This window comes from Enteroscipio rubneri, from assembly GCF_002899715.1.
Lineage (GTDB): Bacteria > Actinomycetota > Coriobacteriia > Coriobacteriales > Eggerthellaceae > Enteroscipio > Enteroscipio rubneri.
The window spans coordinates 80,906-107,450 of sequence record NZ_PPEK01000010.1 but is presented as its reverse complement, the minus strand read 5'-3'; the positions used below and the strand labels follow the sequence as shown (position 1 = coordinate 107,450).

Annotated in this window: 20 protein-coding genes and 1 tRNA gene; 17 read left to right on the top strand and 4 right to left on the bottom strand. The window is 64.9% G+C overall.

Annotated elements, in window-relative coordinates; all coding sequences use genetic code 11:
- From C2L71_RS08865 to C2L71_RS08835, 7 genes are all read left to right on the top strand, one after another.
- The coding region (locus tag C2L71_RS08865) for an InlB B-repeat-containing protein (RefSeq protein ID WP_147585039.1) at positions 1-2,230 on the top strand (2,230 nt) is incomplete at its 5' end.
- A gap of 107 nt (positions 2,231-2,337) precedes the next feature.
- Positions 2,338-2,940, top strand: coding sequence for a hypothetical protein (locus C2L71_RS08860; protein WP_103265411.1), 603 nt, complete (start codon positions 2,338-2,340; stop codon positions 2,938-2,940).
- Positions 2,941-3,046: 106 nt separating this feature from the next.
- On the top strand, positions 3,047-3,664 hold the full coding sequence (locus C2L71_RS08855; protein ID WP_103265410.1) for a hypothetical protein: 618 nt from the start codon (positions 3,047-3,049) through the stop codon (positions 3,662-3,664).
- A gap of 125 nt (positions 3,665-3,789) precedes the next feature.
- Positions 3,790-4,446 (top strand): hypothetical protein, encoded by a 657-nt coding sequence (locus tag C2L71_RS08850; RefSeq protein ID WP_103265409.1) that lies wholly within the window; start codon positions 3,790-3,792, stop codon positions 4,444-4,446.
- 16 nt (positions 4,447-4,462) lie between these two features.
- On the top strand, positions 4,463-10,501 hold the full coding sequence (locus tag C2L71_RS08845) for an InlB B-repeat-containing protein (protein ID WP_103265408.1): 6,039 nt from the start codon (positions 4,463-4,465) through the stop codon (positions 10,499-10,501).
- Complete coding sequence (locus tag C2L71_RS08840) at positions 10,498-11,124, top strand: hypothetical protein (protein ID WP_103265407.1); 627 nt, start codon at positions 10,498-10,500, stop codon at positions 11,122-11,124. The genes C2L71_RS08845 and C2L71_RS08840 overlap by 4 nt, the downstream gene beginning before the upstream one ends.
- A 29-nt stretch (positions 11,125-11,153) precedes the next feature.
- Positions 11,154-12,923 (top strand): hypothetical protein, encoded by a 1,770-nt coding sequence (locus tag C2L71_RS08835; protein WP_103265406.1) that lies wholly within the window; start codon positions 11,154-11,156, stop codon positions 12,921-12,923.
- 288 nt (positions 12,924-13,211) lie between these two features.
- Here C2L71_RS08835 and C2L71_RS08830 read toward each other — a convergent pair whose 3' ends face one another.
- Complete coding sequence (locus C2L71_RS08830; protein WP_103265405.1) at positions 13,212-13,442, bottom strand: hypothetical protein; 231 nt, start codon at positions 13,440-13,442, stop codon at positions 13,212-13,214.
- A gap of 208 nt (positions 13,443-13,650) precedes the next feature.
- On the opposite strand from C2L71_RS08830, the gene C2L71_RS08825 reads away from it, so the two are divergent.
- Positions 13,651-13,935 carry a MarR family winged helix-turn-helix transcriptional regulator gene (locus tag C2L71_RS08825; protein WP_103265404.1) on the top strand — a complete coding sequence of 95 codons (285 nt, stop codon included), beginning with the start codon at positions 13,651-13,653 and terminating at the stop codon, positions 13,933-13,935.
- Here C2L71_RS08825 and C2L71_RS12035 read toward each other — a convergent pair.
- Positions 13,932-14,150 (bottom strand): helix-turn-helix domain-containing protein, encoded by a 219-nt coding sequence (locus C2L71_RS12035; RefSeq protein ID WP_157938957.1) that lies wholly within the window; start codon positions 14,148-14,150, stop codon positions 13,932-13,934. The two genes, C2L71_RS08825 and C2L71_RS12035, sit on opposite strands and share 4 nt — an antisense overlap.
- Before the next feature lie 547 nt (positions 14,151-14,697).
- Here C2L71_RS12035 and C2L71_RS08815 point away from each other — a divergent pair.
- Positions 14,698-15,111, top strand: coding sequence for a hypothetical protein (locus C2L71_RS08815; protein ID WP_103265402.1), 414 nt, complete (start codon positions 14,698-14,700; stop codon positions 15,109-15,111).
- A gap of 487 nt (positions 15,112-15,598) precedes the next feature.
- The gene (crcB, locus tag C2L71_RS08810) at positions 15,599-15,994 is read left to right on the top strand and encodes a fluoride efflux transporter CrcB (RefSeq protein ID WP_103265401.1); all 396 of its coding nucleotides are present in this window, start codon (positions 15,599-15,601) and stop codon (positions 15,992-15,994) included.
- A gap of 62 nt (positions 15,995-16,056) precedes the next feature.
- Here crcB and C2L71_RS08805 read toward each other — a convergent pair whose 3' ends face one another.
- Positions 16,057-17,289 carry a putative ABC transporter permease gene (locus C2L71_RS08805; protein WP_239926550.1) on the bottom strand — a complete coding sequence of 411 codons (1,233 nt, stop codon included), beginning with the start codon at positions 17,287-17,289 and terminating at the stop codon, positions 16,057-16,059.
- A 363-nt stretch (positions 17,290-17,652) separates the two neighbouring features.
- Positions 17,653-17,913: a hypothetical protein gene (locus tag C2L71_RS08800; RefSeq protein ID WP_103265400.1), complete on the bottom strand. Its 261-nt coding sequence runs from the start codon at positions 17,911-17,913 to the stop codon at positions 17,653-17,655.
- A gap of 275 nt (positions 17,914-18,188) precedes the next feature.
- On the opposite strand from C2L71_RS08800, the gene C2L71_RS08795 reads away from it, so the two are divergent.
- The 7 genes from C2L71_RS08795 (at position 18,189) to C2L71_RS08765 (ending at position 26,192) form a co-directional block, all read left to right on the top strand.
- Positions 18,189-18,263 (top strand) — tRNA-Thr (locus C2L71_RS08795).
- Between the two features lie 354 nt (positions 18,264-18,617).
- Positions 18,618-19,550, top strand: coding sequence for a LysR family transcriptional regulator (locus C2L71_RS08790; RefSeq protein ID WP_103265399.1), 933 nt, complete (start codon positions 18,618-18,620; stop codon positions 19,548-19,550).
- Between the two features lie 438 nt (positions 19,551-19,988).
- On the top strand, positions 19,989-20,783 hold the full coding sequence (locus tag C2L71_RS08785; RefSeq protein WP_103265398.1) for an SDR family NAD(P)-dependent oxidoreductase: 795 nt from the start codon (positions 19,989-19,991) through the stop codon (positions 20,781-20,783).
- An 85-nt stretch (positions 20,784-20,868) separates the two neighbouring features.
- Entirely contained in the window at positions 20,869-21,924 is a 1,056-nt protein-coding gene (locus C2L71_RS08780; RefSeq protein WP_103265397.1) for a zinc-dependent alcohol dehydrogenase, read from the top strand.
- Between the two features lie 126 nt (positions 21,925-22,050).
- On the top strand, positions 22,051-23,367 hold the full coding sequence (locus tag C2L71_RS08775) for a CaiB/BaiF CoA transferase family protein (protein WP_103265396.1): 1,317 nt from the start codon (positions 22,051-22,053) through the stop codon (positions 23,365-23,367).
- Between the two features lie 12 nt (positions 23,368-23,379).
- A complete protein-coding gene (locus C2L71_RS08770; protein WP_103265415.1) occupies positions 23,380-24,603 on the top strand; it encodes a CaiB/BaiF CoA transferase family protein in 1,224 nt (407 codons plus the stop codon).
- A gap of 296 nt (positions 24,604-24,899) precedes the next feature.
- Positions 24,900-26,192, top strand: coding sequence for a DNA polymerase Y family protein (locus C2L71_RS08765; protein ID WP_103265395.1), 1,293 nt, complete (start codon positions 24,900-24,902; stop codon positions 26,190-26,192).
- The last annotated feature ends 353 nt before the right edge of the window (positions 26,193-26,545 follow it).

Below are 26,545 nucleotides of genomic sequence, written 5' to 3'. Positions count from 1 at the left end.
GAACCTCACCTCGAACGGCTTCACCAAGACCGGCCACACGTTCGCCGGCTGGGCCGAATCCGCCACGGGCGCCGTCAAGTACGCCAACGGCGCCTCCGTGAAGGACCTCACGTCGACGCCGAACGGCACGGTCACCCTCTACGCCAAGTGGACCCCCAACCCCTACTCCATCATCTTCAACGGCAACGGGAACACGGGCGGCTCCATGTCGAACCAGTCCATGACCTACGGGACGGCCAAGAACCTCACCTCGAACGGCTTCACCAAGACCGGCCATACGTTCGCCGGCTGGGCCGAATCCGCCACGGGCGCCGTCAAGTACGCCAACGGCGCCTCCGTGAAGGACCTCACGTCGACGCCGAACGGCACGGTCACCCTCTACGCCAAGTGGACCCCCATAACTTATCAGGTCACGTTCAATGCAAACAACGGCGATGGCACCATGCAGGCGCAGACCATAACCTACGGCACGTCCACGCCACTTTCGCACTTCACGTTTACGCGGCTGGGCTACACGTTCGCCGGCTGGGCCGAGTCGGCAACGGCGACGAAGGCCCAGTACACAGACCAGCAGTCCGTCCTCAACCTGCGGGATACGCAAGGTGCCACGGTGGCCCTCTATGCCGTATGGGAGCCGAATTCCTACCAGGTGGTGTTCCACGCCAACTATCCCGGCAACGCCAACACGACGACCCAGGACTTCAAATACAACGAGACAAACAGGAAGCTGAACATGAACCCGTTCGCGCACACGGGCTGGACGTTCGAGAAGTGGACGACGAACGAGGACGGCTCCGGCACGAGCTACGCGAATCAGGCAGCCGTCACCACGCCACTCGCCACGCAGGGCTCGTACCACCTCTATGCTCAGTGGACGCGCAACAACTATGACGTCACCTTCAACTCGAACGGAGGTTCGTACGTCGACAGCCAATCGGTCGGTTACGGCAATCCCATCCCCGAGCCCCAGGCGCCCAAGCTCGAAGGCTACACGTTCGACGGCTGGTACGCCGATGCCGCGTTCGGCGGAAGCCCGTGGAACTTCACGACCGGCATCATGCCCGAAGGCGGCCTGACGCTCTATGCCAAGTGGACGGCCAACACGTTTACGGTAACGCTCCATCCGGGCACGGGCGCAGGCGTCCAGAAGGACTACCCCTTCACCTACGCAGGCCGAAATCAGAACCTGCCTGCGTTCGATACGCTCCAGTTCTCGAAGACCGGATATGTATTCAAGGGCTGGACGCAGAATCAGAACGGGTCGGGCACGGTGTACGCCGATAAGGCCGACGTGGCAACAGGGTTGTCGACGGGTACCCCCGTCACGCTCTACGCGCAATGGGAAGCGATCTCCTATTCCGTTGTCTTCGACGGCAAAGACGCCGACGCCGGAACCATGCAGGCGCAGAACCTCACCTTCGACCACCAGCTTACCCCGCTTTCGCCCAACGAGTTCTCCAAGACTGGCTACGCCTTCGCCGGTTGGGACACCGATCCTGCAGGCGCGACGGTTGTCTATAAGGACCAAGCGGAGGTTCGGAACCTGCGCGACACGGCGGGGCAGGTAAAGCTGTATGCGGTGTGGGATCCCATCGCCTACACGCTCTCCTTCGATTCGCAGGGAGGCTCCCAGGTGGCGCCTCAACAGGTGGACTTCGGCGCGTTGGCAACCGCCGTGGAAAACCCCAAGTATGAAGGCTACACGTTCCATGGTTGGTATACCGAGAAGGATGGCGCTGGTGCGAAGTGGGATTTCACCTCATCTACCATGCCTGCGGCCGATACGACGCTGTATGCCAAGTGGGCGCTCGTCATCGATGCTTCGGTGCCGGTGGAGGTGGGTTTCGACCTCAAAACCACCGGCGCGTTGGAAGAGGTGGCCGCTTCCATTGAGTCACGCACGGTCGAGGATTTGGCCATGACGTCGCTCTCGACGGAGGAGGAAGCGGGCGCGGTTGCCGTGTTCCCGAAAGATGAGGAACGCAAGCAGGTGGCAGTGACGCTTACTCTCACGGGTGCGGCCACGAAGCCGGTGTTCTCGATGCCGCTTGGCGGCGAGCTCGTTACCGGTCAGCTGGAAGGCTTCGTCATTCCGGCTAAGAGCTCTTTGCGGGTCACCTACGGCCTGAGCATACCCAAAGGAGCGACCATCACGGCCAACGAACAGGCTGCGAACAAAGGCCTTGCGAAGCTGAAATACGTCGTAGGACGCGTTCCAAAAACATCGTAATTCTCACGCGTGTAAGACCGGGCATATCGTTCCTGCGGTCGCGGATGAAGGTGGCCGCAGAACAGGCCGCACCATTCTACGAGCGATACAAGGATAAGGATCAAACCATGCACAACGACAAGCACTCTTTTAACGACGACGGAGCTCCCCGTACTGCATCCAGGGCTGCTGCGTCCGTGCGGCGGGGCGGCGGGGTGGCTGGCTTCCTGCAAACAAGGCGCAACCGCGTTCTTGCGGGTGCGGCCGTTCTGGTGGTGGTGGCCGTCCTTGTGGGCGTCGGCGTCTGGTGGTTCATCTCGTCGCAGGACGATTTCTACGACGGCAACTCCATTCTGGGGCAGGCGCCCTACAAGACGCCCGAGGAGGTGCAGGCCGAGCTCGACCGCATCGTGGAGGAGGGGATGCTCAACATCTCCATCGCCAGCGTCATCGAGTTCGCCGACGGCACCGCCCCCGGCACCGCCTACATCGAGAACGTCCCCGGCAATCACTACGCCATGAAGGTGCGGATCGTTCTCGACGACACGGGCGACGTCGTGTACGAGTCGGGCGGCCTCAAGCCCGGCACCTACATTGAAACCATCACGCTCTCTCAGGATTTGGAGCCCGGCTCCTATCCCGCCACCGCTACGTTCACGGCGTACAACATGGATACGCTCGAAGAAGTGGGCCAGGCTGGAGCAAATATCAACCTCGAAGTACTGGGGTGATAGGCCGTGTCGATATCTAGAGGAAGGGATCGAGGTGGTTGATGACAAGACGACGATCCTGAATGTACGAACGCACGATAGAACAACAGAAAAAGGAGGAACTACCATGAAGAAGACGAAGAAGATGGCCGCCGCTTTGGCTCTTTCGGCTGCTCTCGCGATGGGCGCCGTACCGGCGTTCGCCGCGGACGCAAGCGTGGGCAAGACGGGCTCGTTCGCCGATGGCAACGACAATACCGGATCCGCTTCTACGGCGCTGAACGTGTACGCCACCGCTTCGCAGATCCAGGCCACCATCCCGGTCGACATCACCATCGTCACGCCTATCGAGGGCGGCACCATCACGGCGCCTTCCGCCGATGCCTATAAGATCGTCAACAACAACGCCACGAAGGCCCTGAAGGTGACGAAGGTCCAGGGCGTCGACAATGCGGGCTGGAAGGCTGTGACTGAGCTGACGAACCCGAAGAACAACATGTCCGCCACGACGGGCGAGATGAAGCTGACGGTGAAGGCGGGCTCGTCTGCTGCTATGTCCATCGAGTCCGAGAACGCCACGAGCATCCCGACTGAGGCGCAGTCGTACTTCACCGCCCCTGCGAACGGCGAGCTCGGCCTGGAGCTGGCCGGCACCACCTCGGTTAAGAGCAACCTCACCGCAAACACCACCTATCCTGCCGTGAAGATCACCTACACGGTGGCCGTGGACACGCCGGCTGCTTAATCGGCTTTCATGCGCTTGTGGGACGTGCGCAGCGCGCATCCAAAGCGCGCGCATCTTATGAAACGAAGGCGGCCTCCCCATCGGCGGGAGGCCGCCCTGAAGGAACGATCCGAGGAAAGAAGACCATGCACGCACCCGACCGCCAACCTAAAAAGCGCTCCGCGCACATCGACGATGCCGCGAACGAGGCCTCCAAAAGGAGCGCCGCCCGTCGCCCCGCGACCGATGACCGCGCCGACGCCGCCTCTGCAGCCAGGGGTTCCGCTTCCACCGCTTCGCGCGCTGCGAAGCCGCCCGCGTTCTACGTGGCGGTGGGCGTCGCCGTCGTGGCCATCGTGGTGGCCTGCGTGCTGGGCTTCATGGCCTTTTCCAACACGAGCCAAGGTCGCGACCCGAACGCCGCGCTCGGCCAGCTGGAGGGCAAGACGCCCGAGGAGATCCAAAAGGAGCTCGACCGCATCGTCGAAGAGGGCATGTTCAACATCTCTATCGCCTCGAGCGTGGAGTTCGCCGACGGAACGTCGGAGGGCGAGCTGCGCATCGAGAACGTCCCGAACAATCCCTACCTCATGAAGGTGGAGATCACCCGCGACGACACGGGCGAGGCGGTGTACACGTCCGGCATGATCGAGCCGAACCACCATATCCAGAAGGCGCGGCTCGACGTGGATCTGGATGCGGGGGACTACCCGTGCACGGCCGTGTTCTACGCCTACGGCAAAGACGATGAGCAGCTGGTGGGGCAGGCCGCCGCGAAGATGACCGTTTCGGTGCTCGGCTAGGAAGAGGGAAGCAGCTATGCAGGCTACGAGAAGGTACGTCCACACGATATTGGCGGCGCTGCTGTGCATGTGCCTGCTCGTATCGTACATGCCGCTTCCCGCTTCAGCCGCGGAGGCCCCCCGGCCCTCGGTGTCCGACGAGGTGGGCCAGGCGCTCCCGACCGGCGACGAACAGGCGCAGCTGGGCACGACGGTGAACGTGCTGGCCGTGGCCAGCCCCGCCATCGTGGAGCACACGGAGAGCTTCGCGGCTTCCGTCGCGCAGATCAGCGGGAACAGCTCGTTCGACCTCAAGGTGGTCGCCACGGGCAAGGGCGAGCTCGCGTACTCCTGGACGCGCACGGCCGACGGGCAGCCGGACGATTCGTTCGCATTCGACGAAGGCCCCGTCTACAAGCTTTCGGAGCACGCCGACACGCTGCAGGACGGCACGGTGTACGTGTACACCGTAGTCGTGCGCGACGAGACGGGCTCCACGGCCACCGCGTCCATCCAGGTGGTGGTGAAGGCGGGCTACGAGTACCGCACCATCGATTCGACCGAGGTGGAGGGCGTGTCAGCGAGCGCGTGGATGCACGTGGGCGCGCTGCTGTACGCCGCGGCCGTCGATTCCGCGCAGCCGACGTTCGGCATGCTGCAGGCTGCCGCCGGCGCGCCGCTGGCCTCGGCGTACCACATCGACCTCGCGGCCGAGGGCGAGACGGCCTACGTGGGCGAGGTGCAGGTGGCCCTGCCGGCGCCCGGCGTGCCCGACGGCGACGCCGCGGTGGTGGGCATCGGCGCAGACGGCAGCTCGATGACGCTTTCGGCGCAGGTCGAGGGCGGCATCGCGCGCTTCTCCACCGAGGTGCTGGGCGCGTTCGCGGTGGTCGCGGACGAAGCGGAGGCCGCCGTGCACACGGTGGAGGCCTCGGCCGGCGAGGGCGGCCAGATACTGCCCGCCGGCACGGTGAAGGTGGCCGAGGGCGCCTCCGTCACGTTCACGGCGCTGCCCGATGCCGGCTTCGCCCTCGATGCGATGCTGGTGGACGGCGTGCCCGTAGACGCGCCGGGCGGCGTGTGCACCATCGCGGACGTGCGGGGCGACCGCACGGTGAAGGCGCTCTTCCGCGCCGTCGAGCCCGATCCCGCCCGGCAGCATGCGGTTTCCGCCGTGGTGGCGGGCGGCAACGGAGCGGTGTCCGTGAACAACGGCGCGGCCGGCGCGAGCGCCCAAGCGCAGGTGGCGCACGGGGAGCGCGCAGTGGCGGCGCTGTTCCCGGAAGAGGGCTGGACGGTGGACGCGGTCACGGCCGACGACGGCTCGGGCGCGGTGGTGGTGCCGGCGCTCAACGGCACGTGCACGATAGCCGCGGTGGAGTCCGACGTGAACGTGCAGGTTACGTTCGTGCGTGGCGTGGCGCCGCCCGTTCCCATGTTCACGGTGACGGCCACGTCCAACGGCGGCGGCAGCATCGCTCCTGCGGAGGCTCAGGTGCCCCTGGGCGGCTCGGCCGAGTTCAAGGTGGAGGCCGATGAAGGCTGCGTCCTGAAATCGCTCACCGTGGACGGCGCGGACGCGATGGGCCGGCTGTCCGGCACGGTGCTCTCGGTGCAGAACGTGGTGTCCGACCGCGCCGTCGAGGCCGTGTTCGAGCGCGAGGCCGTCGAGGAGACGCATACCGTCACCGCAGCGGCGGGCGAGGGCGGCTCCATCTCGCCGTCCGGGGCCGTGGAGGTTCCCGACGGCGGCGCGCGCACGTTCTACCTGTACCCCGACGAGGGCTTCCGCCTGGCCTCGGTCGTGCTCGAGCGCGCGGGCCGGACGGCGGACGTGACCGGCGATGTCGCAGGCGGCGTGTTCGTGCTGGCCGACGTGCGCGAGGACTGTGCGCTTGCGGCCTCGTTCGAGCCGTCGGGCGTGGTGGTGCCGGACGATACGTACTACACGGTGACGGCCACGGCCGGCGAGGGCGGCATCGTGTCGCCGGCGGGCGATGTGCGCGTGAAAGCGGGCGGATCGGCCACGTTCGTCTTCGTGCCCGACGAGGGCCATGCGCGCGAGACGGTCACGGTGAACGGCGAGCCGGTGGAGGTGCGGGGGTCCTCGCTCACGCTTTCGGACGTGGCGGCGAACGCTTCCGTACACGCGACGTTCCGCGCCCTCGGCGGCGGCGAGCCGAAGCCCGAGCAGCCTGTTCTGCATGAGATCCGGGCCGAGGCGGGGCCGGGCGGCGTGGTGTCGCCGGCGGGCGCGGTGCAGGTGCCGGAGGGCGGCTCGATGCCGTTCTCGTTCGTCCCGCTTGCCGGGTACGCGCTCGACCGGGTGCTGGTGGACGGGCAGCCCGTGGACGCGGCGGAGGTCGCCGCCGGCGCGTACCGGTTCGACGACGTGCGGGAGCCCCACAGCCTGCGCGCGGAGTTCGAGCCGGCCTCGGGCGACGCGCCCCGGATCGACCCGGTGATCACCGCCACGGCGGGGGAGCACGGCTCCATATCGCCCGCGGGCGCGGTCTCCGTGGCCTACGACGGCTCGCAGACGTTCTCGTTCGTTCCCGAGGCGGGCTACAAGGTGGCCTCGGTGACGGTGAACGATCAGCCGGTGCCGGAGGACGAGCTGACGGCCGGCGCGTACACGCTGTTCAACGTGCGGCAGGATGCGGCCGTGCACGTGGAGTTCGCTGCGGATGCGGGCGCGGTGCCGCCGACTGTGCATACCGTGCACGCTTCGGCCACGGCGGGCGGCTTCGTCTCGCCCGCGGGCGACGTGGCGGTGGTCGAGGGGCAGAGCCTCACGCTGCGCTTCGGCGCGCTCGCGGGCTACGAGCTGTACCGCGTGACCGTGGACGACGCGGACGTTCCCGAGGCCGCGGCCGCGGGCTTCTACCGCATCGATAGCGTGACCTCCGAGGCGAGCGTGCGCGCCTTCTTCAAGCGGGCGGGCGCGGATCCGGCGGATCCCGACGACCCCGACAAGCCGACGGGCTACGCGGTGATCCAGGCCAGCGCCAGCGACGGCGGCTCCATCGAGCCCTCGGGCAACGTTGAGGTGGGCCTGGGCGCGAGCAAGCGCTTCACGTTCCAGCCGAACGATGGGTACGAGCTGGACCAGGTGCTCGTGGACGGAGCGGCGGTGGATCCTGCGAAGGTGGCCGACGGCTCCTACACATTCGAGAACGTGCGCACGGGCGCGACCATCCACGCCGCCTTCAAGAAGGGCGCCGAGCCGCCGGCCCGCTTTCACGCCGTCACGGCTTCGGCCTCGTCGGGCGGCTCGGTCGCGCCCAGCGGCCGGACGGACGTGAAGGAGGGCGAGAGCGCCACGTTCGAGTTCCGTGCCGATGCGGGCTACAAGCTGGTGCGCGTGCTCCTGGACGGCGCGCCGGTGGACGCCGCGGAGATCGCGGACGGCCGCTATACGGTGAGCGACGTGCGGGCCGACCACGCCGTGCGCGGCGAGTTCGCGCCCGAGGACGCGCCGGAGCCGGCCTATGCGGTGGTGCACGTGTCGGCGGGCGCGGGCGGATCGGCCTCGCCCACGGGCGACGTGCGCGTCGTGCGGGGCGGCTCGTGCTCCGTCCTGCTGCTGCCCGCGGATGGCTACGCGCTCGACGCGGTGCAGGTGAACGGCCGGGACGCGACCCGCCAGGTGGAGGACGGCCGCCTCGTGCTGCCTGCCGTGACGGGCGAGACGTGGGTGGAGGCGACGTTCCGCGCGCTCGATCAGGGCGAGCCGCAGCCCGACGTGCCCGAGGTGCACGAGGTGACCGCCTCTTCCACGAGCGGCGGAACGATATCGCCGCGCGGCCGCGTGCTCGTGGCGCACGGCGACGGCGCGACGTTCGCCGTAACAGCGAACGAGGGCTACCGCTTGGCGTCGGTGCTCGTGGACGGCGTCGAGCTGGGAGCGGCCCAGGTCGAGGAGGCGGCGCGCACCGGCGTGTTGGCGCTTGCCGCGGTAGAAGGCGATCGCAGCGTGCGCGCGGTGTTCGAGCGCATCCCCGACGGGCCGGCGCCCGAGGAACCGCCCACGGTGAACGTGGACGTGGAAGTGAAGGTGAGCGTGACGTCCGTGCGCGGCTCCGAAGGGGGCACGGTGCAGCCCGAGTCGCTCACCGTGCCGCGGGGCGCGCGCGACATCGCGTTCTACATCTACCCCGAAGAGGGCTACGTGCCCCAGAGCGTGGCCGTGAACGGCGAGCCCACGGAGTTCCATCCGGTCGAGGCTGCGGCACCCGCTTCGGTGTTCGGCTTCCGAGCGGCCGTGTTCTCGGCCGCCGGCGGGCAGGCGGGGGCCTACTGGTTCGCCATCGCCGAGGCGCAGGAGGACGCCGTGGTGGACGTCGTGTTCCGCGAGCGCACCGCCGACGACCCCGACCCCGCGCCCGTGACGACGTACCGGGTGGAGACGGAGGCCTCGGCCGGCGGAACCATCACGCCCTCGATGACGGTGCCCGAGGGCCGCGACGCGCAGCTGGCCGTGGTGCCCGATGCGGGCTTCAAGCTGGCTTCGCTCACCGTGGAGGAGAACGGCGCGACGCGCGATGCGCTGGGCGAGGTGGCGGACGGCATGCTCGTGCTTTCCGCGGTGTCCGCCGATGCGAAGGTGACCGCCGCCTTCGCGCCCGACGTGGAGCCGCCGCGCTACGCCACCCTGCATGTGGCGGCGGGCGATCACGGCTCCGTCTCGCCGGACGGGGACGTGCGCGTGCTGCGCGGCGCCGACCAGCTGTTCGCCGTCGTTCCCGACGACGGCTACGCGGTTGATCAGGTCACGGTGGGCGGCGTCCCGGTGGCGGTCGACGGGTTCTCGTTCGCCGTCCCGAACGTGCAGGTCGACGCCGAGGTGGTCGTGACGTTCCGCGAGGCCGCCCCGACCGATCCCCCGAAGCCCGCGTTCCACACGGTCACGCCTTCGGCAACGACCGGCGGGGCGGTGCATCCCGCAGATCCGGTGAAGGTGGCGCACGGGGGCTCGGCGTCGTTCAGCCTCCTGCCCGACGAGGGCTACGAGCTGGCGAACGTCACGTTGGATGGCGCGGACCTGCCCGCCTACCGGTGGCGCGACGGCGTGCTGCGCCTGGACGACGTGCAGGTTGACCATGCGGTGCGGGCCGAGTTCCGAAAGACGGTGCCGCCGGCGCCCGGACAAGTGCGCGTGACCACCGAGGCGGGCGAAGGCGGGCGGATCGATCCCGCAGGTCCTCTCGACGTGGACAAGGGCACCAACCTGATCTTCGGCTTCATTCCCGAAGAGGGCTTTGAGCTGGACACCGCGAAGGTGAACGGAGTGGTCGTGCCGGTGGCGGGCAACCAGTACGAGCTCATGGGCGTGAGCGTTGATACCGTGGTGAGCGCCACGTTCAAGGCGTCTTCCGTGCCTCCCGTGGAGACGCACGTGGTGACGGTGTCGGTGGCTGGCGACGTGGGCGGCGAGATCGTGCCCCAGGGCCCCGTCGAGGTGCCGCACGACGGCGCGCAGCTGTTCACGTTCAAGCCCGCCGAAGGCTACGAGCTGGACGCAGTGCTGGTGGACGGCGAGCGGGTCGAGCCCGTGCGGCCGGAGGGCGCGCTGCCGTACTACCTAATGAAGAACGTGACGGCCGACCGCTCGATCGTCGCCATGTTCCGCGCCGAAGGCGGGGACGAGCCTATCGCGCCGACGGAGTTCATGCTAACGGCGGGTGTCGCGGGGGGCCACGGGAGCATCCGCCCTTCGGGCGAGGTGAAGGTGAGCGCGGGCGGAACGCGGACGTTCCAGTTCGAGGCCGATCCGGGCTACCGGGTGCGTGCGCTCATCATCGACGGGGTGCGGAGCAGCTTCGACGGAACGAGCTATCCGTTCGTGGACGTGCGGGCCGACCACTCCATCCTGGTGGAGTTCGGGCTTGCCGCGCCGGTGGCGCCCAGCGGGCCGATCGATGCGGCGGGGCGCGGGGCGCAGACCGCTCTCGGGTACGTGAAGACAGGCGATGCAACCGGGTCCATCGCCTGCGCGGCTGCGGTGCTGGCGCTGGCGGCCGCGGGCGTCGCCGCGGCGTCGCGGAGGCGGGCTGCGAAGGCCGGCCGCCCATGACGAGGGTCCGCTCCGCCCGCTCGCGGGCATGGGACGTGCCGGCCGCGGCGGCCGGCATGCTGCTGGCGGGCGCGGTGTGGCTCGCGTGCTGGGGCGCGGGGGCGGCCCAGGCCTCGGCGTTCGATGCGGGCGCGGAGGCGGGCGGCGATCCGCCTGCAGCGGCGGACGATGCGGCGGCCGGCGTGGTTGGCAGCGGGGCCGCTGGTGACGCTGCGGCTTCTGGCGATGGCGCTTCTGGGGCCGCCGACGATGCTGCGGCGGGTTCCGATCCGGTTGCTGGAAACGGCGGCGGGGGAGGCGACGCCGTGGACGCGCAATCCGCCGGCGACGGCGCGGGCGTGTCTTCCGCGCACGTCGATGGGGCCGCATCCAATCTGGCCGCGGGTCCGTGGCTCGCCGCGTTCGGGGATGCGGCGCTCGACCGGGCGCGCCAGGCGGCCGACGCCACGCTGGCCGCCCGCGCGCAGATGGCGGCGAGCCTGACGGCGGGCACGTTGGCCGCTCTCGCAGTCGCGCTTGCGGCTGCGGGGGCCGCTTGCTTCGCCGTGGTGAACGTCCGCAGGCCGCGCATTGCGGGAAGCGCCGGACGCGCGCGGGCGGTCCCGCGAAGCCGCGTTAGATAACAGGTCGAGACGAGACGTAAGGAAACTTGATGGCAGAACCCCAACCAACTTCCGATACCCTGTCCTTGGACGAGCTGCTCTCGCTCGTGGAGGATCCGGGCGCAGACGCCCGCGACGACGGCACCAACGAGTACGGCCCGGCGTCCCGCGCGGACGACGACCTGCTGCGGCTGCTCTTGGGTTCGGATGAACCGCAGGTTGTACGCGACGCGGGCGGCGTATCCGCGTCGCGGTCGGCACACGGCGAGTATGCCGCGTTCGCGTTGCGGGTCGCAGGCGATGTAAGCGATAGGCTACCGCCGGGTCCTTCGTATGATGCGGCCGGCGAACGCGCCACGGTGTCGCTTGCGTCCCTGCTTGGCATCCAGGAGGAGCCGGCCCCGGCGCCGGGAGGCTCCGCGCCGAAAGATGAGGAGGCCGCATTCTTCGACCTGTTCGCCGCCTTCGGTGTCGATGGTTCCGTGGAAGCGGACGATGCGCACGACGCCGATGCCGCTGGCGTCGCTGTGGCTGCTGCTATCGACACAGCGTCTGCGAGGCCACCGACCCGGCCGCGCGCGGCCGGGTCGGTGGAGAGCAAGTCCTCCTCCGGCGCTGCGAAGCTGGTAAAACCCGTCGCGCGCAATGTTGTGCCGAAGCCAGGTAAATTCGCATCGCATCCGATAGCGACGGCAGTCGTTGCCGCCCAGGTTGCTGCAGCTACATCGTCTGCTGTGTCGGCCAAGCGCGCTGCAGGAAAGCCCGCGGCATCTGCCGTTCAAGTCGCGGCAATGAGCGGAAAGCCGGAGGAGTCTGCCGGGAAGTCTGCGGCATCTGTCGGGAAGCCTGCGCCTGATGAGAAGCCTGCCGTGAAGTCCGGGTCGCCGACCGAAAAGCCTGCTTCGCTATCTGAGAAGCCCGCAGCATTGACTGGGAAGCCCGTCGCGCCTGTTAAGAATCTTGCGGCGTCCTCTTCGGCAGGTATCAAACCGCAGACAGCGCTCGCAGTCGTCACCAATTCGGCCGGTTCGATCGCTTCTCCTTCGAGCCCATCCAATCCAACGACCGCTCCCGCGAACTCGTCGGATTCGATCGCGACAGCCTCGGTCGTTGCGATCTCCGCACGCGAGTCCGCAGCGCGCGACGATTCAAATGCTGCATACGCCTCGAATCAGCCTGCGGGAAAGCCGGAAATTCCAAGCTCCAACGCCACCGAGGAGTCCTATGCTCCCCTTATTCCTGCGAAGCAGCCTGCGCCCATCGCATCGGACGGTCTGGTCGTCGAGCCGACAATAGCGCATCCTCCTCTCGCATCCGAGGCTGTCGATGCCGGCGGTGCCGCTTCGGGCCGTAAACTCGTTTTCGTCGGCATGACGTTCGTGGCGGCGGCTGCCTTGTTGGGGGCGGCGGCGCTCGCCGTCGCGCTCGACGGGGGGAAGTCCATTGCCCAGGGCGAGCCGTCTCCGCTGGCTGCCCTTGTAGCGGGCTACGACCAACACTGCGCGGCCGAGGCCGAATACGCCTACAAGGTGCGCGCTGCGGATGGCAGTGTCGGCCAGGTTGCCGAGAAAGCCGTGTTTGGCGAAGACGGCTTCCTCATGAAAAGCGAGCTGTCGGTTCGGTTCGACACTGAGGAACAGGCGAACGCCTTCCTCGAAGAGGCGCGCGGCGGGTTCGGTGCATCGTTGCTAGACGGCCGTGTCGACGGGTCTTTGGCCTTCATCGCCGTGGACGCCGAAGGGGAGCCGGTCGATCGAGCGGCCTACACGGAGCTTTTACTGGCGGGCACCATCGACTGCGAGGTGGTTTCAGAGGGGTGACGACGCTCTCGCCCGTACGCGGCTCCTGTCGTGTTCAGCCTTCCGTGCGCCTGTTGTCTGTCGCCTTGTGTTCGCAGCCGTCTGTCCGCGAGGCTCGCTTGTTTTCTCAGCTCACAGCATCCCTCTTGCCTTCCGCTTGCAGAACAAACGACCGCCCTGGCGCTTCAGCCGTGACGGTCGTTTCCGTTTCAGATGGTTGCAGCGGGTTTCGCCCGTGCCGCGCGAAAGGTCGCGCGCAGGCTTCGCATGGGTTGTGCGCAACGTTGCGCAGACTCCGGGAGGTGCTACCTACTGCGCGGCGGCGCTCGCCTTCACCACGCGTTCGGCGGCTTCGCGCAGTGCGTTGTACACTTCTGGCGCGAGCATCACGCAGGAGATCTGGTTGTCGGATACGAGCATTTTCACCTTGTCGCTCCTGATGCTGCGGACGAATTCCGCCTCCTTCACGCTTCCCAGGTCGGCGGAGGTGATCAGCAGGTTAGTAAGGTTGTCTAGGCTTGGCAGGTTGTCGGTTGCCATAAAAGCTCCTTCTCTCGTGCAGAATCGGTAACATTGTTGGGATTATATGCGACCGACCGGTAAGGGCACGGGGGTCTCAAGAAATGATGAATATATTCCACATATCGCAAGTAATCTGCTAGTATACGTGTCAAAAAGGAGAGAATAATCACGTTGAACGAGATTTTGGGGGATGGGCGAAATGCCGAGAACGAGCAGAGAAGTCGCCATGAACGTCCGATGCAACGTGCTCGGGTACATTGTGCAGCGCGTGAAAGGTAAGCCTCATGGCGCTCGGGTGTCATACCGCGAGATGGAGCGGGCGCTGGGGTACTCGCCTTCGCGCGTGCGCAGGGCATGCCGCGTGCTGGAGCAGGAGGGATGCGTGCAGCGCGTCCCGTGCTTCGACGAGGACGGCGGCCAGCGGGCGAACGTGTACATGGTCACCCGAAAAGGGACGAAGCTGATCCGAGAGGGCGAGAGGGCGTCTGTTCAGACAGCCGGAGCGGTCTAGCGAGGCTCGATGACGTCTTCGTCGACCTGCTCGTCGTCGACTTCGGCCAGCAGTTCGGCTAAAGTTATGTCGAATCCGTCGGCTATGGCGCAGAGCTTGTCGAAGGTCGCGTTGTACTTGCCCGATTCGATTCCCGCAAGATAGCCGCGATCCATGCCGATCATGAGTGCGAACTGCTTGCGGTTGATCTGATGCTCGTAGCGAAGCCGCCTCACGCGGCTTCCTAGACGCTTCCTTTTCGTTGTCGTATCCATGGGAGCATCATATGGGAGTCGTTTCGAGACGAGCTGAATATATTCCTCATCTATTAATAATACGTTCAAGACGCGTATAGAGTATGTTGCTCGGGGGGGGGTCGCATCGGCGCACCGTGGGCCTCGTTCGGCGGCTGAAGCGAGGATGCGGCAACGTTCAACGCACTTTTTCGAGTCGCACCGAAGTACTCGCGGAACGCAGCCGGGAATCATTCGAAACCGCCGAAACCATTGGGAACCGCCGGAATCGCCTGAGCTCATTGGAGCCATCGAGACTCGCTGAAAACCGGAAACATCTGAAAATCTTTGATTAAACGCATGGTTGAATCGACGATGGGTCGGGTCATTGACCGCAGGTGCAGGCTATACTCTCTCACGCGCGACGAGGGTTCGCGTGGCGCGCGATAAGCGTGTGCCTGGGGAGGCGGAATCGCGTCGCGTCGCCGCATCGTCACTGCTGCGGGGACGCGTCGGGCTTCGCGCCGTCTACAACGGAAGGGGAAGGCCGATGTCCGGTTCCCAAAGAGCGTTGAAGATTATCTGTATCCTGCTGATCGCATGGGCGGTCATCCTGATCGCCTTCGGCGCGTTCCTCACGTTCGGTTCGGGATTCGCCACGGGTAATATTGTAGATTCCCAGGGCGCGACGGTGGATGCTGCCGCCATGAGCATCGCGCTGGGCATAGGGACCGTCGTGGGCGGGGTTGTAAACCTCATCATCGCGCTGCTCGGCCTGCGCGGTGCGAAGAACCCGCGCAAAATCGGCGCGTTCTTCGTGCTATGCATCATCGGCGTTGTGTTGGGGCTGATCAGCCTGGGCATGAGCATTGCGCAGGGCTCGTTCCAGTGGTCTTCGATTGTGAGCCTTGCGCTCGTCATCGTGTGCACGGTGCTGGCCAGCAGCATCAAGAAGCAGGCGTAGCTGCGAGGTGTCCCGAGGGAAGCGGCGCGCGCACCCTCTGCGCGAGGACGCCCTCCATGCGCAGCAGGGCGTCTCTGAATCCGACGTCAGCCCAGCGGCTCCAAGTTCGAATTCTGCTTGAAAAACGAGGTATGGGAGGCCTCGATGCCGGTCTCGGGGCCTTTCGGAGGGGAAGCGCGTTTTCGCGATCGCGTTTGCGCAGGCCGCGAAAAGGCAGCGCGGGCTCGTGGTTTGCCGATCCCTCCCATACCTCGTTTTTCTTACGGAAAACGGGATTTTTCCCGCACTTGTTCTGTTCAGCGCAGCGCGGCATCCGGATCGCGTGATCAAGGGGGGCAAACGCACCTTGCTTCCCAACGCCAGGCCTCGTTGCGCAGCTCCCCCCAAGCTGATTGGGTCTCGTTGTGCGGCGCTGCGTGTCGAGAGGCGTGCGGCTTCGGCAGGGGTATACTGATGTCTTCCTGATTCTGATGCGAGGGAGGACGTTGTGTTTTCGTTGCTGTGCGTGGGCGCAGGTGGGTTCGTCGGGGCCGTTGCGCGCTATCTGATGGTCGAGTTCATCCCCTATGGAGGGGATTTCCCGCTCATGACGCTGCTCGTGAACTTCCTCGGGGCCGTCGCCATCGGCGCGGTCATGGAAGCCGTTGCCGCATGGCCGGGATTCCCGGCCAATGCAGTGCTGTTCCTGAAAACAGGCGTGTGCGGCGGCTTCACCACGTTCTCGTCGTTCTCTCTCGAGACGGTGAATCTGATCGACCGCGGACGCTACGCCATGGCGGGCGCTTATGCGGGCGGCAGCGTGATCGCGTGCTTGATCGGCGTCGTGTTGGGCCAGATGCTCATGCGTGCGGCGCTGTCAGCGGTGCGGGGCGTTGAAGCCTGATCGCCGCAGGTAGATGCCATGCCTTGGGCGGGCCGATAGGCGGCCCAAGGCTGCGATCGCTCCTAACGCGTGCGAGTCGCGTTCGAGGGGTCGATAGACATGCTCTGGAAGCGGTCCTCCATGAACTGGTTGTCGAAGTGGTCTGCGCAGAACTCCTCGATGGCCGATTCGGGCGCGTTGCCTGCCATGCGCTGGTACCAGCAGTCGAGCGAGACGAGCGTCAGGCCGCCATCGGCGATCATGAGCGCTGCGCATACCGACGTGACCGTGTAGCGCCAGTTCCAAGGGATGATGTTTACCAGCTTGAGCATCCAAGGTAGGAGAAGCTTGATCCATACCACGCCGAGTACGCCCCACATAGCCATGAACATGCCGTTCGTGCGCCCGTCGATGGACAGGAATGTGCCCGTGTAATCCCAGGCGACAATGCCAAAGGCGAACTGCATGAACCAGCTTGTAAGGTACTCGAACGCGCCTCCGATGACGGCGCTGACCAGGAAAATGAGGACGACGTTCTTATCGTGGAAGCGGTTGAGCGCCACGGTCATGAGCACCGCGCCGAATCCGTAAATTGGCGAGAATGGCCCGAAGAGGAGCCCGGCTCGATTCTCGTAGTGGCCCGGGACCACGACAGCGAAGTGGTAGACGGTCTCGATGACGAGGCCCAGCACGCAACAGACGACGAAGATCCAAAAGAGGTTGAAGAAGTTGAGCGCGATGAAACCCTTGCCCGTCTCGTCGCGACCGAGCGTGCCGTCCTCGGCGTCTTCGCGCAGCTCCATGTCGCGCAGCTTGCGCTGCAGCTCGCGCTCTTCGGCGAGGGTCGGATCCACGTAGGAGGCCAGGGCGATGAGCAATACGAGCGTGATGCCCAGCTGGACGAGATCAGGCGACAGGCCGTTCAGCATCATGTCGCAGAGTGCAATGAGGATGACCAGGACGATCATGACCTCGGCTAGATGGGCCGCGTGGCGACGCTTGTCGCGCAAAAGACGCACGCCAAGCACTGCGAACATGCCTGCCAGTACTGCCGTGAGCGTTGCTTCTATGACGAAGAACACGAGAGCGGTCGTTGAAAGCCCCTCCGTCAGCTGGCCCTGCTGGACGAGGAGCGCGGTCCCCACGAGCACGAGGAGCAGAAGCGGCACGAAGGCGGCGCTGCTGACGATGCAGATCACGCCGAACAGTTTCAACGGAAGTGGCAGCTTTTTCTTGATGGGATCCGTTTCGATGGAGCCAGGGACGACTTCCTCAACGGCATCTTCATCGTGCGCGGTGCTGTTGTGCATGGACATGCTGGAATTCTCCTGATCGCCTTCGCTCGTAAGCGCCTTTCCCCACGTATGCGCACCGATCACATTGCCTTGCGGCTTAGCGGCTGGCTATCGCGCGCACCTTTTTCGGCTTTACGGCTTCGCTGGCAAAACGCCATCCAGTATAGCGCTTGCCATGGGACTCGGCCGCGTGCCGGTTCGAAAGCTCCGCCAAAAGCCAGAAACATCCGCCCAAGCCCTCTGCCCCCCGATGCTCGCATACGGCTCAAGTCGGTGCCGCGCGACTCGGGCTCTGCCAGAGGGGGGGAAGGGAAGTGGTGCGAAGTCTTCGCACCACTGAGCGAATGTGGCAGCGGGGCGGCTCTTCAAGGTTCGAACAGGCCGCTATCGATTCCGATTGTCAGACACGATCTCCTCGACGAACCAACGGGGGTTTTCGAAGAACAAGTACTTCTCGCGACCGTTCATTGAGACAAGGTAGCGAATGCCCGTTCCGCCAACGCGCGTGGACGTTCTCCGGATAGCCTCATGGACGCGGTCGATCTCGAACCGACGGCCGTCGCGCCAGAAAACTTCGAGCGGGGTGATGCTTCCATCGGCGTCGATGCGTGCGGTTACGTCTACATATGTCTTCCGGTATGCCATACTGAGCAGAAAACCACGGGGCTGGTGGATCGTTCAAGCTCTGTACCAAGCGGTAGGTGCGCGGATGCCGGACCGCCAAATGCGCGCGCCACGGTCTGGACCGCTGTCTGCGGCCAGAGCGGGCGCCGGTCTCGAATTCCATCCGCATAGCGCGTCCCTCGCTTCACGAATCGCCGGGGATGTCGTACAATACGCTAGCGCGCTTCTCGCTTTCGATAACGATTCGACTTCGCCTCGGACGTCGGGTAGATGGTCGAGAGGCGCATGGCGCGTTTGCCAGCGTGGCGCAACGGTAGCGCAGCAGTTTTGTAAACTGCGGGTTGCAGGTTCGAATCCTGTCGCTGGCTCCACGAAAGACGAGGCCGGACGCGAGTGAGCGCCCGGCCTTTTCCGTAGCGCGTAAAGGTTGCCCTCGGGCGGGAGATCGGGTGTGGTTCGGGTCCCGAGTCCCGCATGCCGCCGCCGGCCTTGGGCTTGCCGATCGCGGTAGCTTCGCTCCGGCCGACGCCGTGCTCGAGGTCCGGGACGACAACCCGGTCGCACGCGTTTCGAAAGCCGCCCTGTCGAACATGGACGTCGCGATCACTGGCATGCATCGATCCGGACGCTTCTCGTTGCGGTTTTCATGCGTATCGTCGGGGCCGTGTGATAAGATTGAGTTGCGAGGGTCGAAGTGTCTTCTGGAATAGTTGGGGGTCGGGTGCATGAATCTTTCTCAACTGTATTATTTCCGCAAGCTTGCAGAGGTGGAGCACTACGGTAAGGCGTCAGAAGAACTGTTCATCACGCAGCCGTCGCTGTCTAACTCGATCGGCAACCTGGAAAAGGAACTGGGCGTGCGCCTGTTCGAACGCGTCGGTCGCAACGTGCGGATCACGTCCTACGGTGCCGAGTTTAACGAGCACATCTGCCTCGCTTTGAATGAGGTCGACAAGGCGGTCAACCTCATGAAACTCTATAGCAGCGGATTGAGCGGCCAGATTCGCATCGGGACCGTCATTTCCATCCAGCGCAATTTTCTGCCGCGTCTTTTGAATGCGTTTCGCGAAGAGTTCGGCGACGGCATAGTGTTCGATATCCATCAGGATACTACCTACGGGTGTATCAAGGGCCTGCGCGATGGCAAGTTCGATGTCGCGTTTTGCGGCAAACTGCGCGACGAGCAGGGCATAACCTATACGCCGATGGTCTCTCAGAACCTGGTAATCGGAGTCGACGCCTCCCACGAACTCGCCAAGCGCGATGTGGTGTCTTTGGAAGATCTGCGCGGCTACTCGCTCGTCTCGTATCGCAACGAGTCCTACGTGCGGGCCATACTTGACGGCTTGTTCCACCGCGTTGGGCTGACGGTAAAGCAGGGCTTCAATGATGAAATCAGCGCTGCATCGCTGGTTGTTGCAGAGAAATCGGTTGTGGCCATCATGCTCAATACGCTGGACGACGGCTTCAGCGAGGGTTTCGTGAGCATTCCCATCGAAGAGGTGCTCGAGCCTTTCCACATCATCTATCTGGCGCACAAGGACAGCGTATCCAGTAGCTCCGCAGCCGACCAGCTCATCGATTTTGCGGCGCGGTTCACCGAGTATCCTGACGGCATCGTCGGGCTTGAAGACACCATGGAGGACTCCGAGCACTGACGGTTCGACCGTTGCATCGGCACTCCGTCCGACAGAGCGGCCGAGCGGACGGTCGGGCCGGTTGAAAACCGCGTCGAAACCCTCCGAGATCGAACGGGGCAGGTGCGGTGCGGAACTTCCGAGAACGACGGCGAAGACCCTCCACCGCCTCGCAGCTCCATCGTAATCGGCCGAGTCAACGTCATCTATTTCCCGAATCGACCGAATGCGGAAATTTATTTGCAAAACGAATGTCTCCATCAATTATTCATGCTGGTAAACGTGCATTATTTCTTATGTCTATGATTCGTTTATCGAACGTCAATTAGACGGAGCGACTCCGGCGTTCCATAATAAAGGCCAGAAACTTGTGAGAGTTTTGAGATTTGACCTGCGGATTCCTTCGGGGGTCTACGGGTTGGATGCAATCAACGGGAGTAGTCGAAGGAAGGTCGCATTATGGGAAAGAATTGGTTTTCTAAGGACCCCAAGGAACAGCTCGCCGGCAAGACCGCAATCATCATGGGCGGCGGCTCCGGCATCGGCAAGGCCACGGCCGAGCAGTTCGCAGCTGCAGGCGCGAACCTCATGATCTGTGGCGTGCCTGAGCAGATCTGCCTTGACACCGCCGAAGAGCTGCGCGCCGAGGGTGCGAACGCCATCGGCATGCTGTGCGACGGCACCAAGGCCGACATGGTTCAGGCCATGATCGACAAGACCCTCGAGGAGTTCGGCAGCATCGACATTCTCGTTTCCACTGCCGGTATTTCTCTGCCGCGCATGAACTCCATCGACGTCACCGAGGCTGATTGGGACAAGATCTTCGCTGTCAACCTGAAGGCCAACTTCTTCCTGGCTACGGCTGTTGCTCGCGTTATGAAGGACAACCCCGACGGCGGCAAGATGGTCATCATCTCCTCGCAGCGCGGCATCTCCGCCATGGAGAACATCGCTCCGTACAGCATCACGAAGGCTGCGGTCATGGGCATGGTTCGCTCGCTGGCTGTCGACTTCGCGAAGTTCGGCATCCAGGTCAACGGCATCGCTCCCGGCTACGTCATGACCCCGATGGTCGAGAAGGTCTTCGCCGACAATCCGGCGCAGCAGGAGTACGTGTACAGCCGTACGCCCTCCAAGGTGAAGATGGGCTCGCTGCAGGAAATGGCCGAGGCCATCTACTTCCTCTGCTCGCCTGTGACCAACTACACCACCGGCCAGACCCTCATCCTCGACGGCGGCTGGTCCATCCAGTAGCGATCCAACGGCGCGTCCCGGGTCCGACGGCCGCGGGACGCGCTCCGGCTTTCATTTCAGCAGACTCTTTTCGAAAGGGGCACCAATGGAAGGCAAGATGAACGCGGTTTACATGACCAAGCCCGAGGCCGGCGCGTGGGAGTACGTCGAAGATGCGCCGATCCCCCAGATCAAGGACGACGAAGTCCTGATGGAGATCAAGGCGTGCGGCATCTGCGGCACCGACCACTCCCTGCACGGCTGGAACGAGGCTATCGCCAACTCGTACAACATCCAGTTCCCGGCCATCTTCGGCCATGAGTTCTCCGGCGTCATCGCCGAGGTGGGCCCCAATGCCCCCGCCGACCTCAAGGTGGGCATGCGCGTGACGGCCAACCCCGTGCTGTTCGACAACACCTGCGCCTACTGCGATAAGGGCCAGGTCAACATCTGCGACAACCGTCCCTTCTACGGCACCGACCTGCCCGGCGCGTTCGCCAAGTACATGGCCATCCGTGGCAGCAACGTCATCCCGATGCCGGACGAGGTGTCCTTCGTGCAGGGCGCTCTGCTCGAGCCGCTGTGCGTGGCCCTCAACGCCGTCGAGCGCATCCATCCCGAGGCCGGCGAGACCGCGCTGGTCATGGGCCCTGGCCCCATCGGCCTGCTTATGGTGGCCGTGCTGCGTCAGGCCTACGGCATCAAGAAGGTCCTCTGCTCCGGTCTGGCCAACGACGTCAAGCGTCTTGAGGTTGCCGAGAAGCTGGGCGCCATCACCATCAACGGCTCTGAGTGCGACGTCGTCGAGAAGGTCAAGGAGCTCACGGGCGGCAAGGGCCCCGAGATGATCCTCGACGCGGCCGGCCACTTCACCGTGGTGCAGCAGGCCGTCGAGATGGTTGCCAAGGGCGGCCGCATCGGCATCACCGGTCTGCCGGCGAAGCCCTCGACCATCCCGATGACCCCCATCGCGATGCGTCAGATCAGCATTATCGGCTCGCGCGCCTACGAGCGCAAGCACTGGCGCCAGGCGCTCAACCTCATGGCCAACGGCCTGGACATCAGCCTGGTCTCCAACTTCGTCCTTCCGCTGAGCGACTGGAAGAAGGGTATGGAGCTCATCGACGCCGGCGAAGGCCTGCGCGTCATCCTCGAGCCGTAAGGCGACGTTTCTCAGAGGAGTCCCATTGGGGATAAGCAAGGCCCCGGTTCGTGAAAACCGGGGCCTTCTTTCTAAAGCCGCGCCTCCGGGGAAGCCCCGGAGGGCAATCGGGAAAGGATTTGCTACATGAGTGGTTTGGAAGGGACTATCGTAGTCGACCTCACGCAGTACGCTGCAGGCCCCGCCGCGAGCCGCCTTCTGGGTGAGCTGGGTGCGACCGTTATCAAAGTCGAGCCGTTCTCAGGCGACGAGCAGCGCACCCAGGGCATGGCCTGGGGCATGAACTATAAGAGCGAGTTCGACGACGTGGCCTACGACTGCGGCTCGTTCAACAAGGAATGGACCGCTATTGACTGCAAGAACCCCGAGGGCAACGAGGTTATGATGAACCTCCTGTCCAAGGCTGATATCTTCGTCACGTCTCTGCGCGACGGCGCGCTGAAGCGCCTGGGCCTGGACTACGAGACGCTGCATGAGAAGTTTCCGAAGCTCGTATGGGCCCAGAACCGCGGCTACGGCGAGCACGGCCCGATGAAGGACGCGAAGGGCTTCGACGCCACGTCGTTCGCCGCGCGTTCCGGCTTCGTGAGCGCCATCCCGCAGGCCAACGAGCACTACGAGCCGGGCAACTCGCCCATCGCCTTCGGCGACTGGAACACTGGCTGCGCGCTGACCGCCGGCATCCTTGGCGCGTATGCGGGCGCTCTGCGCACCGGCGTGGGCGACAAGGTGACCACGAGCCTCTACCATGTGGGCACCTGGGGCATGACCTGCGCGCTCATCGCCGAGCAGCAGGGCTGCAAGCACCCCAAGGACCGCATGGAGGCCAAGTGCCCCACGAACAACTCCTACGTGTCCGCCGACGGCGTGTGGTTCCTCATGTGCTTCGGCAACTACAACAAGTACTGCCAGCTCGTGTTCGACACCATCGAGATGGACCCGAAGTACTACACCGATCCCGAGTACAACACGCTCGAGGCGCTGGCCGAGAACGGCAAGTACACCGAGGTCGACGCCGCCATCCATCAGGCGTGCAAGCAGTTCCCGTTCGAGGAGCTCGAGAAGCGCTTCCGCGCCAACGATATCCCCTTCGAGAAGATCCAGACCGTCGCCGACGTGCTGGCCGACGAAGAGGCGTTCGCGAACGACCAGCTGCGCCGCGTGAAGTACGAGAAGCAGGGCCCCACGAGCGAGTTCACCGAGAACGACGAGTACATCGTCACCACGCCGCCGTTCCGCCTGGCCTCCATCGGCGACCCGGTGCTGCATCGCTCCCGCCCGGTGGGCTACGACACCCGTAAGATCCTGAAGGAGATCGGCGGCTACAGCGACGCCGACGTCGACAAGCTGGCAGCCGACGGCGCCGTGCTCGAGTACACGGGCGATCCGCTGCCCGAGTCCGTCCTCGAGCCGAGCTACGGCCCGAACTCCAAGAAGAACTAGGTGAGGTGCACGATGGCGAAGAACACCCCGTTTTCCAAGCTGACCGTCCTCGATTTCTCCCGCTACCTGCCCGGCGGCTACGCGACGCAGGTGCTGGCGGATCTCGGCGCGACGGTGATCAAGGTCGAGGACACCGGTCTGGGCGACTTCATGCGCCACGACTATCCCACGATGGGCGGCGGCATTTCCTACTACGTGACCGCGCTCGGCCGCAACAAGAAGTCCGTGTCGCTGAACCTGAAAGACTCCGAGGTCGTCGACTGGTTCCTGAAGATGGCCGCTGAAGCCGACGTGATCGTCGAGAGCTTCCGCCCCGGCGTCACGAAGAAGCTGGGCATCGACTACGAGTCGGTCAAGGCCATCAACCCGGGCATCATCTACTGCTCCATCTCGGGCTACGGCGCCGAGGACCCGCGCTCGAAGAAGGCGCAGCACGACTTGAACATGCAGGCGACGAGCGGCTACCTGTCGGTCAACCACGGCTCCATGTCACCGCTGCACCTGTGCGACCTGTCGTCGGGCATGGTGGCCGGCCAGGCGATGCTCGCGGCGCTGTACGCCCGCGAGGTGACGGGCGAGGGCTCCTACATCGACACGTCGATGTTCGACTGCTTCGTGTGGTGGAACTCGCTGCTCGATTCCCGCTGGTGCTTCAACGGCGGCGAGTGCAAGCGCGAGGACCTGGAGTACCCCTCGACGGCCTACAACGTCTACGAGACCGCCGACGGCGGCAAGCTGGCCCTCGGCATGGTCGAGGCCAAGTTCTGGGAGCCGTTCTGCGACGCCATCGGGCATCCCGAGATCAAGCCGACGGGTCTCATGCGCGAGTGGGAGGCGCCCGAGGCGTTCGAGGTCGTGCGCGAGGCCATCAAGTCCAAGACGACCGCCGAGTGGATGGAATGGCTCGAGGACAAGGACTTCTGCATCGCCAAGGTGAATTCCAAGACCGAGGCTGTCGAGCAGATTACGCGCGAGAACCCCGAGGCGTTGGCCTGGGTTGAGTTCCCGCGTGTGGGCCGCGTGCTTCAGACGGGTCTGCCGCATCACATCTCCACCATTCCGGTTGAGATTTCCGAGTTCGAGGAAGTGTCGCCGCTCGGCGCTGACACGGCCGAGTATCTCAAGAAGGTTGGAGCCGACGATGCCACGATCGCGCGCCTGAAGGAGAGCGGTTCCATCCGTCTGGGCGACGACATCGAACCCGAAGAGGATCGCGCACCCATCGCGCCTCGCTAAAACATGCCGTAAGGCGTTCGGTCCGATCGGCGCGAAGGGAGTCGCGGCGCGGGCCGGGCCTTGCAACTGGGGGAGGGGCACTTGATGGCGACCGCAAGGTCGCCATCGCCCATTTCCTGGCTGAACCGCCGGGTTCTGCAATCATATATAACCTGGCCAACACCCTTTTCTCGTTGCCGAAACTCCATGGTCTGTTCGCTTGCGCATGCGATGGCATTGTGCGAACATACGTTCTTGCAGTGATGTGAAGCGTGAGCCGGCGGTGCTTGCGCGGATGAGCGGAGGGGCGAAAACCTATGACGGAGAGGCGGCGGCCAGCAGGCGCGCATCGCGTGGTCTTCCATTCGGACATGAACGCGTTCTACGCGAGCGTCGAGCAGGCCGATCGGCCGGAGCTGCGCGGACGCCCCCTGGTCGTCGGCGGGCACGAGGAGCTTCGGCACGGCATCGTGCTGGCGAAGAGCGCCGAGGCGAAGGCGGCTGGCGTGAAGACCGGCGAGGCGCTGTGGGAGGCGCGCGCGAAGTGCCCCGGGCTCGTGGTGGTAACGCCGCGCTACGGGCTGTACCAGAAGTATTCGCTGCTCGCACGGCGCATCTACTACCAGTATACCGACCTCGTGGAGCCGTTCGGGCTCGACGAAGCCTGGCTCGATCTCACCGGCTCGCTGCGCCTGGTCGGCGCCGGCGCACTCGAGACAGCCGCCGAGATCAGCGAGCGCATGAAGGCCGAACTGGGCTGTACAGTGTCCATCGGCATCTCATGGAACAAGATTTTCGCGAAGTTCGGCAGCGACTACCGCAAGCCCGACGCCATCACGGCCATCACGCCAGAGAACTATCGCGATCTCGTGTGGAGCGCTCCGGCCGGCGAGCTATTGTATGTGGGGCGCGCCACTCGGAAGAAGCTGCATTCGTCGGGCATCGACACGATCGGCGACATAGCCCGTGCGTCCCCGGAGCTGCTGCAGCGCAGGCTGGGAAAGATGGGTGGCGTGCTGCGCGCGTTCGCCCGCGGCGAGGACGAGACGCCGGTGAAGCCCTACGACGCGGCTCGCAACGAGGTGGACCACACGATCAAGAGCTACGGCAATGGTTTGACAGCGCCTCACGACATCGCGACTCCCGAGGATGCGAAGGCGCTCATCTACCTTCTGTCGGAATCGGTGGCGCAGCGCCTGCGCGAGGGGCGCGTCCGTGCCTCTACCATCGCTATCGGCGTGCGCAGCGCGGACGACCTGGTCAGCTACTCGCGGCAGACGACGCTCGCCCGCGCGACGAACGTGACGGGCCGCATCGCGCGCACGGCCTGGGAGCTGCTCGAGGCGAACGAGCCGCTCGACGAGACGCGTCCGCTGCGCGGTCTGCACGTGCGCGCCTCGGGCCTGGAGCCCATGGACGCGCCCCAGCAGCTAGAACTTGCTCTCGATCCGCGTCTTCACATGCTGGAGGACCTCGACGAGACGATCGACGATCTGCGCCGCCGGTTCGGGAACACGTGCGTCCAGCGCGGAGCCGAGCTGCTCGACGAGAGCTTGCTCGACCTCGACATCAAGCGCGATAACGTGATCCATCCGGTCGGATACTTCTAGCGCGAGGCGGGTTGGACGGAGGCGACGCAGGCCGCCGAAGCCGAAGGACGCCACACGGCACTGGTGCTGTCGGAGTTGTGCGGTTTTGGCGCCATCAGAGCGAAGGGTTCTCCGCAGCGTCGGGATGGTGAAGCGTTCGGCCGCGACCCGTTCATCCTGACATGCAGCTAAAAAGCCGAATTCTGTCAAAAAAACGAGGTATGGGAAGCCCGAAGCCGGTTTTCGGGCTTCGTGCGAGGGACGTGCGGGAGGCCTCGGCTGTGTTCGCCCAGGTTGCGCGACGGCGGCTAAGATCCGATGGCTCGCCAGCCTTCCCCTACCTCATTTTTCTCGCAGAATTCGCGAATTTTGCT